This is a genomic window from Chloroflexota bacterium (genome assembly GCA_020850535.1).
In the GTDB taxonomy this organism is placed as follows: domain Bacteria; phylum Chloroflexota; class UBA6077; order UBA6077; family JACCZL01; genus JADZEM01.
Genome location: JADZEM010000223.1, coordinates 68,471 through 80,134, shown reverse-complemented (window position 1 = coordinate 80,134; position 11,664 = coordinate 68,471). Strand labels below are relative to the sequence as shown.

Annotated in this window: 8 protein-coding genes and 1 pseudogene; 1 reads left to right on the top strand and 8 read right to left on the bottom strand. The window is 68.9% G+C overall.

The features are described 5' to 3' along the window. Window positions 1-246 precede the first annotated feature (246 nt). Complete coding sequence (locus IT306_31290) at window positions 247-1,257, bottom strand: hypothetical protein (protein MCC7372939.1); 1,011 nt, start codon at window positions 1,255-1,257, stop codon at window positions 247-249. Between the two features lie 548 nt (window positions 1,258-1,805). After that, a complete protein-coding gene (locus IT306_31285) occupies window positions 1,806-2,855 on the bottom strand; it encodes a response regulator (GenBank protein ID MCC7372938.1) in 1,050 nt (349 codons plus the stop codon). 214 nt (window positions 2,856-3,069) lie between these two features. On the opposite strand from IT306_31285, the gene IT306_31280 reads away from it, so the two are divergent. After that, entirely contained in the window at window positions 3,070-4,023 is a 954-nt protein-coding gene (locus tag IT306_31280) for a nucleoside hydrolase (GenBank protein ID MCC7372937.1), read from the top strand. A 296-nt stretch (window positions 4,024-4,319) separates the two neighbouring features. On the opposite strand, the gene IT306_31275 is transcribed toward IT306_31280, so the two are convergent. The 6 genes and pseudogenes from IT306_31275 to IT306_31250 form a co-directional block, all read right to left on the bottom strand. Continuing rightward, window positions 4,320-5,660 carry an adenylate/guanylate cyclase domain-containing protein gene (locus tag IT306_31275; protein MCC7372936.1) on the bottom strand — a complete coding sequence of 447 codons (1,341 nt, stop codon included), beginning with the start codon at window positions 5,658-5,660 and terminating at the stop codon, window positions 4,320-4,322. 144 nt (window positions 5,661-5,804) lie between these two features. Further along, complete coding sequence (locus IT306_31270; GenBank protein MCC7372935.1) at window positions 5,805-6,251, bottom strand: hypothetical protein; 447 nt, start codon at window positions 6,249-6,251, stop codon at window positions 5,805-5,807. Window positions 6,252-6,432: 181 nt separating this feature from the next. Beyond that, the gene (locus IT306_31265) at window positions 6,433-7,896 is read right to left on the bottom strand and encodes a sulfatase-like hydrolase/transferase (protein ID MCC7372934.1); all 1,464 of its coding nucleotides are present in this window, start codon (window positions 7,894-7,896) and stop codon (window positions 6,433-6,435) included. Window positions 7,897-7,948: 52 nt separating this feature from the next. Continuing rightward, window positions 7,949-9,721 carry an ABC transporter substrate-binding protein gene (locus tag IT306_31260; GenBank protein ID MCC7372933.1) on the bottom strand — a complete coding sequence of 591 codons (1,773 nt, stop codon included), beginning with the start codon at window positions 9,719-9,721 and terminating at the stop codon, window positions 7,949-7,951. Window positions 9,722-9,737: 16 nt separating this feature from the next. After that, a pseudogene (locus IT306_31255) lies at window positions 9,738-10,535 on the bottom strand (ABC transporter permease). 114 nt (window positions 10,536-10,649) lie between these two features. Beyond that, window positions 10,650-11,606, bottom strand: a complete 957-nt coding sequence (locus IT306_31250) for an ABC transporter permease (GenBank protein ID MCC7372932.1) — start codon at window positions 11,604-11,606, stop codon at window positions 10,650-10,652. Window positions 11,607-11,664: the final 58 nt, after the last annotated feature.

Genomic DNA, 11,664 nt, shown 5'->3' with positions numbered 1-11,664 from the left:
CGTATGTTGAGCGCGTCGTGCCGCCGCGTCGGGGCTTGAAAGCCCCGCCTACGATCCTGCAGTCGCTGCGCGACGCTGTAGTCTCACCAGTCCCTGTCCGTGCCCGGTGTCCGTCGCGCAGCGACGGTGTGACTGTAGGCGGGGACTTCAGTCCCCGACCGCCCGTTCCATGATGCTTCGGGGACACCAATCAACATGCAATCGCCCTGGTCTCGTCCTCCGCGCCGAGCTGGCTGCCCCTTCCGCCTACTGCAGTGCGAACCAGATGCCGCGCTCGCCCACGAAGTTGTAGTTCCAGACCAGGAAGGCCGGACGGTTCACCGGCAGCTCAAAGATCAGCCAGCCGTTGACGTAGTTCTTCGGGAAGATGTCGGCGCGCGGGCGGAACTCCAGCTCCGTGTGCAGCAGCTGCGCCGTGTCGCTCAGGCGCTCGTCGGTGGCCGTCGCCTTCCAGTCCGCCTCGGAGATCGTGTACGCCTGGTTCTCGGGGCCTGCGATGTACTGCTGCCCGACGTAGACTCCGACATACCGGGCGCCGGCGCGCGGCGGACGGTTGAAGCGGTTCAACTGCTGAACCATCGTCGACGCGTCCTGCACGACCTCGATAACCGTCAGGTCGAACTGGCTGGTCAGGCCGGTGCGGTCGATGGTGCAGGAGCAGGTGACGCCGAGCGGGATCGGCCGCTGCTGCGTCAGCCCAAGCTCGATGTTCGGCACGACGACCCGCCGGGCCGCCGGCGTAAAGCCGCCATCGAAGGCATCGCGCGGCTCGTCCTGCACGGCGAGACGCGGCATCACGATCTGCCGCGGCGCGCCAGCCTCGTCAGCCGCCCCGGAAGCCCCCGAGCCCGCGCCGAGGGCCGGCGTCGCGGTGAGCGTCGAGATCGCCAGGGTCAAGACGAGCGCCGTCGCCCCAAGCCGCCCCACGAGCCGTCGGAAGCTCGTCGGCCGCGCTGGGGATGCCTGATCGACGTGTGGGCGGCCGTCGCGGCCTGCCGCAAGGAAGGGAGATGTCGGGCCAATGCTCACGATGATCCGTCCTGCGCTGCCGCTCGTACTGTCTGGACCGTGCCCCACGGCGCGCGGCTCCAGCGTACCACGAAGGAGGATCGCCGGAAAGGTGTCCCAGCGCAGCGGGACGAGGGTTGGCAGGTTTCGTGCCCGTTCCCTGACCCGCCGAAGGCCGCGCGTCAGGTGGTCGCCAGTCTCCAGCGAGACGGGCACAGCGACGACGGGTGCGGCGACATCGGTGACCATCGTGGAGACCTCCCGCTGGGGAGAGTGTAGCGTCGAGAGCGACAGCCCCGGCCAGCACGCCCGGCCCCATGGCAGGGCAATCGCATGTTGATGTCGTCGTGCCGCCGCGTCGGGGCTTGAAAGCCCCGCCTACCATCCTGCAGTCGCTGCGCGACGCTCCAGGCTCGCCAGCCCCAGCCGTTCCCTGCGGCCGTCGCGCAGCGACGGCGTGACTGTAGGCGGGGACTTCAGTCCCCGACCGCCCGTTCCATGATGCTTCGGGGACACCAATGAACATGCAATCGCCCTGATGCTGCTACCAGTGCAATCGTATGTTGATGTCGTCGTGCCGCCGCGTCGGGGCTTGAAAGCCCCGCCTACGATCCTGCAGTCGCTGCGCGACGCTCCAGTCTCACCAGTCCCTGTCCGTGGCCGGTGTCCGTCGCGCAGCGACGGTGTGACTGTAGGCGGGGACTTCAGTCCCCGACCGCCCGTTCCATGATGCTTCGGGTACACCAATGAACATGCAATCGCCCGGGGCCCGATGGCCGGCAGGCACGCCCGGCGCGCTACTCCGCGACGAGCCGCAGCGCAGCCACCACGTGGGCCGGCGACAGCGGCTTGATCAGCGTCATCGTCGGTCCGAGACCGGCCTGACGCCCCCGCAGCGCATCCTGCTGGTCGGCGCTCATCAGGATCGTCACCGTCTTCGGGTCGCGCTCGCGGATCAGGCGCGCCAGCTCGATACCGCCCAGCCCCGGCAGGTGGACTTCCAGAAAGACGTGGCTGAACCGTTCCTCGGACACCGCTTCGATGGCCGTCACGCCATCCGCGGCCTCGCGGACGCTGTGCCCCTGGGCCGTCATCATCTCGCCGAGCGTGGCACGGTGAAAGGCGTCGTCGTCCACGATCAGCACCGACGCCGCACTGACCGGCCGCGCAGCCGGCACAACAGCGCGCCCCTCGCCCCGGTCCATCGACGCGCGGGACTCGACCGAGCTGGCCGTCGGGTTGCCGTTGCCGTTCTCCGGGCCACGCAGCAGGGCCAGCGCCCGCCGGACCTGCTCGGCGCGGAACGGCTTGGGGATCACCGTGATCGGGAAGGCATCCGTCCGATACAGCGCCACCAGGTCGTCCGGGTACGCGCTCACGACGATGAAGATCGTGCTGGGATAGCGGGGCCGCGCGCGCCGCAGCAGCTCGATGCCGTCCATGGTCGGCATGCGGAGATCGGTGAACACCAGGCTGACCGGCTCTGAGCCGAGGACGTCCAGCGCTTCCAGCCCGTTGGCCGCCTCGAGCACGCGGAAGCCAGCATAGGCGACGTGCTCCACCAGCACCGACCGAACCCGCGCATCGTCGTCCACGACCAGCACGGTGTCTGCGCCGCGTGGGTCGGTGACGAACGTCCCCCGCCCGTGCTCAACCGAGACGTAACCTGCCCGTCGCAACAGCTCGATGGCGTGACGGACCGTGAGCAGCGCTACCCCATACTCAGCCGCGAGCGCCGGCTGGCTCGGCAACTGAGCCCCGTGCACCAGTTCGCCACGCTCGATCCGCGCACGCAGATCAGCATAGACACGCTGGTACGGACGGGGTTCTGAGACAGGCTCGGACATCGCTGCACCTCGTCGGCGTATGGCGGCTATCGAGTTCTCGCGGTGGTGCGCCTCCCGAACGGGCGAGCGCCTATCTTGATCTGTCGCGCTGACACGACACGGCTCGTCGGCGGTAGTATACCGTCCCGCGGGTCAGGTGGACAGGGTATGTGCATGTTGCCATACTGACACCCCTGCTCTGACGCGACGTTCAGGCTGGCGCGAGGTTGCGGCCATGGATCTGACGACCCCCCGTCGTGTGATCTTCGATACCGACCCTGGCGTAGACGACGCCCTGGCGCTCTTCTTTCTGCTGCGCTCGCCTGAGCTGACACTGGATGCGGTCACCACCGTCTACGGTAACGTGGATGTCGAGCAAACGACACGCAATGCACTGATTTTGTTAGATGTCGCTGGACGGCCAGACATCCCGGTGGCGGCAGGCGCAGGCCGCCCGCTGATGCGCCCACCGCGCCTGAGCGGCGTGGTGGTGCATGGCGACAACGGCCTGGGCGGGGCCGTCCTGCCGGAGCCGAGCCGTGGCGTCGTGCCGCGGCGGGCCGCCGAGCTGATCGTCGAGCGCGTGATGGCCGCTGCCCCCGGCGAGATCACCATCATCGCCGTCGGGCCGCTCACGAACATCGCCCTGGCGACCAGCCTGGAGCCGCGCATCGTCGAGCGGGTACACGAGCTGATCGTCATGGGCGGCGCGGTGACGGTGCCGGGCAACGTCACGCCCCTGGCCGAGGCCAACATCCACAACGACGCCGAGGCCGCCGCCATCGTCTTCTCGGCGGGCTACAAGCTGGCGTTGATCGGGCTGGACGTGACCCTCAAAGCCTTGATCAGCCCGGCCCAGGTCGAGACGATCCGGCAGCACGGCGGCCGGGTGGGCGAGTTCACCCACGCCGTCAGCAGCCACTACGGCCAGCACTACATCCGCCGCACCGGCTGGCCCGGCTTCCCGATGCATGACTCCGCCGCCATCCTGTACGCCATCGATCCAGGCTACTTCACATCGGAGCGCTGGTACCTGGAGGTCGAGACCCACAGTCCGCGCGCCTACGGGATGGTGATGGCCGACCGTCGAGGCCGCTGGGGGCAGCCGCCGAACGCCGACGTGCCCCTGGAGATCGACAGCGCGCGGTTCCTGGACCTGTACATGGAGCGGCTCGCCCGCCCGGAGTAGCTGCCGTGCCAGTGGCAGCACCCGGGCTGGACACGCCGGCTGGGCGCAAGAAGCGGGTGAACGACACGACCGATCGCCAGCCTTGCCGTCCACCCGCTGCGTGACCGTGCTGGTACTGCGCCTACCACGATCACGCACCAGTCGCTGATGCACGTCGCGTGCCAGCCCACAATCCGGCGCTTGTGGGCTCGTATCGTACGTGGGGCTTGCAGGCTGCACGTGGCCCAGAGGCGACAGACGCCCCACCGGCGGCTGAGGCGACCGACGCGCCTGGCGGCCCTCGCCGTGCGAGCGACCTATCCCGTGCTGGCTGCCGGCTGCTCATCCCGCAGCTCGAACACCGGCACGGGCTGTTCGCGCCCCTTCACCTGCACGTCGCCGTGCCCGATCTTCGTCACGGCGATGCCGTCGAGCCGGTCGGCCACCATCTCCGAGACCAGCAGCCGCGAGCCGAACTGCTTGTTCAACTGCTCCAGGCGCGAGGCCAGGTTCACCACGTCCCCGATGATCGTGTACTCCTTACGCGCCGACGAGCCGACGTTCCCGGTCACGGCCTCGCCGGCGTGCAGCCCGATGCGGATCGTCGTCGGCGCGATCGTCCCGCGCATACTCATGGTCTCGACGGCGTGCAGCATCTCCAGGGCCGCGGCCACGGCGTTCCGGCAGTCCTGCGCGTCCTCGATGGGCGCGCCGAAGACGGCCATGAAGCCGTCGCCCAGAAACTTGTTGACGATCCCCTGATGTCCGTTCACCGAGTCGATGAGGACCGGAAACAGCGAGTTCAAATAGGCCACGACCTCCTCGGGCCGCTTGTTCTCCGAGAACGTGGTGAACCCCTGAATGTCCAGGAACATCACGCAGACGTGCCGGACCTCGCCGCCGATCTCGACATCCTGGGTCAGCAGCCGCTCGACCACGGCCGGCGAGACGTGCTGCCCGAACATCCCGATGACCCGGTTCTGCTCCTCAACGCTCCTGAGCGCCCGCACGAACTGCCGCTTGATTTGGAGGCTGACGATCCCGGCCGCCAGCCCGGCCCCCAACAGCAGACCGATCCGCATGCCGTGATTCATCTGCGCGCTGAGGATCGGATCGACGGTCTCCACCTGCGGCTGGCTGAGCAGGACGAGCCCCAGGATGCCGTACTGCGCAGCGGCAGTCAGGCCCGTGAACAGGCAGAGCCAGAAGTCCAGACGCAGCGTCGCCAGGATGATGAAGACGAAGTAGGCCCAGGCCGGCGGAGCGAACAACGCATAGGCCGGGCTGCTCACCTCAACCCCGAAGATCATCGCCGCCGTCGGGAAACTGATCTCGACGAAGGCGTTCAGATAGCGCATCACCTTCGGGACTGTCTTGCCGCGCCGGAGCGCATAGGTCAGTCGGAGCAGCACCAGCAGCTCGTACCCGATGATCGCCGCCCCGAGCGACCCGAGCAGGGCGATGTGCAGGGCCGCACCCATCTGCGCCTCGATGGCCTGCGGGAAGACCAGCCAGATGAACGCCCAGCGCAGGTAGATCGCACCGAACAGCGCCACCACGACGACGATCCGCAGGCGCTCGCTCTGGAGCACCTCGCGGCCGAAGGCCGCCTCAAACGAGGCCGAATCGGTCGATGGAGACGTGACCGTCGTCGTCATGGCTGGCCCCTCGGGATGTGCAGCGCTGCGCCGGCGGCCAGCTACGCGGAGATCGAGGGTGCGCGCAGCGGCTGTGCGTCGCCATTGTGGCACACCACCCGAACCGCGCGGGACGCGTCCCCCGGCCAGCAGGCGGGCGGCAGGCTACGGTGCGACAACCCACACTTCGACGGCGTCGAAGACGGCGTCGCTGCGACGGCGGCCTTCCGCAACGACGTAGTCGCCCAGGTGGATGCTGGGGCAGAGGTCGCCGCAGCGTAGGCGGACGGTCAGATACCCGGTGGCGGCCGAGATCACGATCAGCGGATCAGCGGGATCCTGGAACACCGCCACGACGCTCCCCTGGCGCTGCCCGTCGCCGCGCGGCGTCCCCGTCCCCGGCTGGCCGCCGGCTGGCGGGCGCGCCGGCACGATGGCAGTGGTGTCGGCGTCGCGCTCGGCAGGCTGGACGGGGCTGGCGATGTCCTGCGCGCGGCCCAACCCGAAGGCAGGCACAGGCGACGCACTCGCATCGCCCGTGCTGCTGCCGGCGAGCGTCAGCGCCAGGAGTGCCGCCAGCCCACCCAACAGCGACCGTCTGACCTGCGCCACGACCGACCGCCTCGGAGCGGACGCCTGCTGCTGACCGTGCAAGGTCGCCCATACAGCCATCAAACGGGAATTCCTCTGACTGCCTCGCAGGATACCAGCGAGTCGCCACCTCGTCAACCCGGGCGTTGGCTGTGGATTGGGCTGTGGACCGGGCCGGGCGCACCCTGGCGTCGATGCGCCGCTAGCCCGTCGAGCGGGCGGCGATCTCCCTGAACGCCTGCGCCCGTTCCTCATCTGGCGGGCAGCGATTCAACTGCGAGCGCACGCCGTAGCCGGCGATCGCCTCGTTGGCGAGCAGGGTGATCAGCTCCGCGCGGGTCTCCCGGTACTCGGCATCGTGATAGAGATTGTGCAGCTCGGCCGGGTCACCCTGCAGGTCGTACAGCTCGCCGTCGCCGTCGCCGTACTGGCCGAGCTTCCACCCATCCGTTCGGACCATCGCGCGGTCGTCCACGTACGAGAACACCGCGTCACGGTGGCCCAGGGAGGGATCGGCGAGGACCGGCTGCAACGCGCGGCTCTGGCAGGGCGAGGGCAGCGGCAGCCCGAGATGCTGCAGGATGGTGGCGGCGATGTCGGTGGTGTCCACCAGGGCCGAGCTGCGCCCGCCGGGCGTCACGCCTGGGCCACGGGCCAGCAGCGGAACGCCGACCATCGACTCGTAGAAGTAGTTCTTGAAGATCAGCCCATGATCGCCCAGCGCGTCGCCGTGGTCGCTGGAGAAGATGATCAGCGTGTCGTCCAGCACGCCGGCCTCTTCCAGCGCCGCCAGCAGCTTGCCAACTTGCCGGTCCACATGCGTGATCTCGGCGTAGTAGTGCGCCCGGATGCGGCGGATCTGCTCGGGCGTCAGATGGCTGTAGTCCATCTGGAACAGCGGATTATTGAGCGTGCCGGCAAACGCCGTGCGCTGGGCCGCCGGCCGATCCTGCAAGTCTTCGACCGAGCCAACCGGGTCCGGTATCGGCGCATCCAGGTAGAGGTCGGCCAGATCGGCCGGCGGGTCGTACGGATCGTGCGGGCTGTTGAAGCTGACCCACGCGAAGAACGGCTCGCTCGCGTTCGCGCGCAGCCACTCCGCGCCACGGTCGCCGATGTAGCTGTCCAGGTGCAGCGGCTCAGGGAGGTTGCTGGCGGCGGCCCCCATCCCCTCGTGATAGCCGGGCATGGACGGGGGGTGAATGCGCTCCTGGCCCTGCGCTTCGAGCCAGAGAGTGTAATCGTCGCGCCGATAGTAGTGGCGCTTGTCCTCGGCCGAGATGCGATCCGTGAAGCCGTGCGGGTCGTCCCAGGGGTAGAAGTGCATCTTGCCGATGGCCGCCGTCTTGTAGCCGGCCGCCGTGACGGTCGGCGCCCAGGGCTGCACGGGCGGCGTGAACCAGACGTGGTTGTCCAGCACGCCGTGAACGTGCGGCGAGAGGCCGGTCAGGATGGCGGCGCGAGCCGGCTGGCAGAGCGGCGCGGGTGTGTAGGCGCGGGTGAACGCCGCGCCCTCCCGCGCGATGCGCTCCAGGTTCGGCGCCTGGACAAACTCCAGCCCGTAGACCGGGAGGCTGTCGCGCCGCTGCTGGTCAGCGGTGATGAACAGGACGCGCGCGTTCCTGGGTGGGGAGGGCGCGGACGGAGGGGGTGGCGGGACGCTCAACGGGATACCTCCAGAGCGGGTGATGGCGCATCACCCGCCGGACATGCGTGCATCAGCCGACAGACGCCCGGTGGAGCACCCACCAGTCTTGCAGGTTGTAGTCGAGGTTCTGGACGTTCGCCTTCGCCACGTAGTGGCCGGGGTCCGTGGCCACGTCCATGATGAACGCCTCGTCCAGCAGCAGGCGGTTCATCTCGCCGTACAGGGCCTTCAACTTCGCCTCGTCGGCCTCGGTCTGCATGGCGGCGGTCAGGCGGGTGTACTCCGGCGAGGTGAAGTTTGAGGCGTTCTGCGCCCGGAACGGGAACGCCTGCACGAAGAGGGCCGCCGGCGTCCTGTTCGAGAAGCCGTGGCCGTGGGTGAAGAGGCCGCCAAACTTCCCCTCGTTGAGGGTCCGCTGGAAGACGGTGTTCTCCTGGCTCTGCACCTGAATCTTGACGCCGATCTGCCCAAGGTCCGACTGGAGGATCTCCACCAGCTTGCCGTTCGTGGCGGTGCGCTGCGTGTTGAAGGTCAGCGGCACCTCGAACCCGCCGCTCATGCCGGCCTGCGCCAGCAACGCCTTCGCCTTCTCCAGGTCGAACGGGACGCTGCTCGCCAGCGCCGCGTCGAAGGCCGGTGAGAACGTCGGCCAGGGCAGCGTCGTCGCCCGCCCGATGCCGTTCATGGCGGTCTGGTTGAAGCGCGTGCGATTGATCGCGAGGTTGATCGCCTGGCGGACTTCCTTCTTGTCGAGCGGCGCTTTCGTCACGTCGGCAGCCACGTAGACGTAGCCCGAGCCGCTCTCCATCACCACCGCCTGGTACTTCGAGTCGTTCCGCAGACGCACGAAGTCCTGGGCCGACAGGCGAAGCGCCGCGTGGTGCTGGCCGGCCTCGAACTGCACGGCCATCGACTGGATGTCCCCGATGATCGTCGTCTCGACCCGGTCCACCAGCGGCATGCCAGCCTGCCAGTACTTCGGGTTCTTCTCCAGCACGCAGCGCTCGTTTGGCGTCCACTCCTTCCAGAGAAACGGCCCGGTGCCGATCACCTTGCCGCTGGCGATATCGCCCACCGTGTCGCGGTCCACGATCAACATCGTGTCGAGCATGTCAAAGATGGCGCGGTACGGGGCGTCGAACCCGAGGCGGACGGTCAGGCGATCCGGCCGCTCGATGGTCTTCACCAGCAGCGACGAGCCGCGCATCTGCGATCCAACGGCCGGCTCGCGAAGGCGGGTGATGTTGAACTCGACGTCCTCGCTCGTGAACTCGCGCCCGCTGTGAAACGTGACGCCCGAACGCAGCTTCAGGGTCAGGCTCTTGAAGTCGGGGCTCCACTGCCACGTCTCGGCGAGGGCCGGCTGCGCCTGCAGGTTGCGGTCGAAGCGGATCAGCGTGTCCCAGACTGAGAGTGCGATGGGCGCGTTGCTGCCCAGCAGCAGGTGCGGCTCACGCGGGGCAACATCGCTGGTCTGGAGCAGCCGCAGCACCCCGCCCGGCTTCCCGACGGCCGGCGGCTGCGCGGCGGCCGGCGCAGCAGGACTGGCGATGGACGGCGAGGCGCCGGCCACGGGGGAGCCGGCCGGCGCAGCGGCGGCCGGGGAGACGGCCGGAGCAGCCGCGGCCGGGGAGCCGGCCGCGGCAGCGGCAGCCGCCGGCGAGCCAGCCGGCCCGGCCGGAGCCTGCGCGGCCGGCGCCTGCGGGGCCGCCGTTGGCGTCGGCGGCTGGATCGGGGCGCAGGCGGCAAGCGGCACGGCGGCGAGTCCAATGCCCAGCAGGGCCACGCGGCGAACGAACGTGCGGCGACTGTGCCGCCTCGGGGTGGGGTGACGTGAGGTCACGGGGCTCTCCTCTCCATCAGCGCAGATGACTGAGGCGTGGGTCCAGGGCGTCACGCAGGGCGTCCGACAGGAAGTTCAGGCCGAGCAACAGCACGCTCAGCGCGATGCCCGGAAACACGGCGTACCAGGGCGCCTGCCGCAAGTACGTCCGGCTGGTGCTGAGCATCGAGCCCCAGGACGGCTCCGGCGGCTGGGTGCCCAGGCCCAGGAAGCTGAGGCCGGCTTCGAGCAAGACGGCGTAGGCCATCGCCAGGCTCAGTTGAACCAGCAGCGACGAGATCGTGTTCGGGAAGATGTGGCGGAAAATGATCGTGAGATCGCTGACGCCGATGCAGCGCGCCGCCTGGACATACTCGCGCTGCTTCTCGCCCAGCACCGACGCGCGGGTGATCCGCGAGAACTGCGGGATGCTGACGATGGCCAGCGCCAGCGCGGCGTTGGTGATCCCGGGCCCGAGCACCGCTGCCACGGCGATGCCCAGCAAGATCGCCGGGAACGCCAGCAGCGTGTCCCAGAGGCGCATGATGACGGCGTCGACCCAGCCGCCACGGTAGCCCGCCATCAGCCCGCTGGTGACGCCGACCACGCCGCCGATGGCGACGGCCAGCACCCCGACGAACAGGGAGATGCGCGAGCCGTAGATGATGCGGCTGAACAGGTCGCGTCCGTACTCGTCCGTCCCGACCCAGTACGTGGCCGACGGCACCGCAAGCTCTGCCCCCGGATGCTGGGCCAGCGGATCGTACGGCGCGACCAGCGGCGCGAAGGCCGCCGTCAGCAGCAGCGCCAGCATGGCGATCAGGCCGATCACGCCTGAAGGGCTACGCAGCAGGCGGCGGAGCGTCTTGACGTAGAAGTTCTCGGAGGCGCGCTTCCGCTCGGCGCGGGTAGCGCGCGGAAGCGCAACAGTCGTCGTCCCCTGCACGCCTCACCCCCTTCCGTGCGCGAGACGGATGCGCGGGTCGAGCACGCCGTACAGCACGTCCACGAACAGGTTGATGGCGATGAACGCCACCACCAGCAGCAACAGCGCGCCCTGCACCAGCAGGTAGTCGCGGTTGAGGACGGCCTGCAGCACCATCCGGCCGACGCCCGGCCACGCGAAGACGCTCTCGACGATGACCGCGCCGCCCAGCAAGCGCCCGAACTGGATGCCGAGCACCGTCACAATCGGGATCAGGGCGTTCCTGATGGCGTGCCGGCGCAGCACGATGGACTTCGCCAGCCCCTTGGCATTGGCCGTTCGGATGTAGTCTTCGTGCAACACTTCGAGCATCGAGGCCCGCGTGAAGCGCGAGAGCGTCGCCGCGATATGCAGGCCGAGCGTCAACGCAGGCAGCAGCAGCGTCTTCCAGGCCTCACCAGGATCGCTCAGGAACTCGACACGGCCGCCCGGCGGAAGCCACCCGAGCACGAGAGAGAAAACGATTACCATGATGATGCCGAGCCAGAAGTTCGGGATCGCCAGGGCAAGCCCGTTGACGATGGTGATGATCCAGTCGGGCGGCTGCTGCCGGCTGACCGCCGAGATGATCCCGCTCGGGATGCCGAGCACGACGGCGATCAGCAACGCCGCAACCGCCAGCTCGACGGTGGCCGGCAGCGCCGTGCGAATCAGCTGGGTCACCGGGAGACGGCTGACGTAGGACCGTCCGAGGTCGCCGGTCACGGCGTGCTGCACCCAGACGGCGTACTGGACCGGCAGGGGCTGATCCAGCCCCATATCGCGACGGACCGCTGCCACCACCTCGGGCGTGGCGTCCGGGCCGGCCAGCAGCAGGGCCGGGTCGCCCGGCACCAGGTGCAGCAGCAGGAACACGCCGATGGACGCCAGGATCAGCACGGGCACGGCCTGCGCCAGCCGCTGCAGGATGTAGGTGCTCAAAGTCCCCCCTCCACATCTCCAGTGTGAGGCCCGTGAGCATCAATGGCTGGACGCTCCG

Coding starts and splice junctions, on each gene's coding strand:
- IT306_31285 (MCC7372938.1), bottom strand. CDS start 2,855: ATGTCCGAGCCTGTCTCAGAACCCCGTCCGTACCAGCGTGTCTATGCT.
- IT306_31290 (MCC7372939.1), bottom strand. CDS start 1,257: ATGGTCACCGATGTCGCCGCACCCGTCGTCGCTGTGCCCGTCTCGCTG.
- IT306_31275 (MCC7372936.1), bottom strand. CDS start 5,660: ATGACGACGACGGTCACGTCTCCATCGACCGATTCGGCCTCGTTTGAG.
- IT306_31280 (MCC7372937.1), top strand. CDS start 3,070: ATGGATCTGACGACCCCCCGTCGTGTGATCTTCGATACCGACCCTGGC.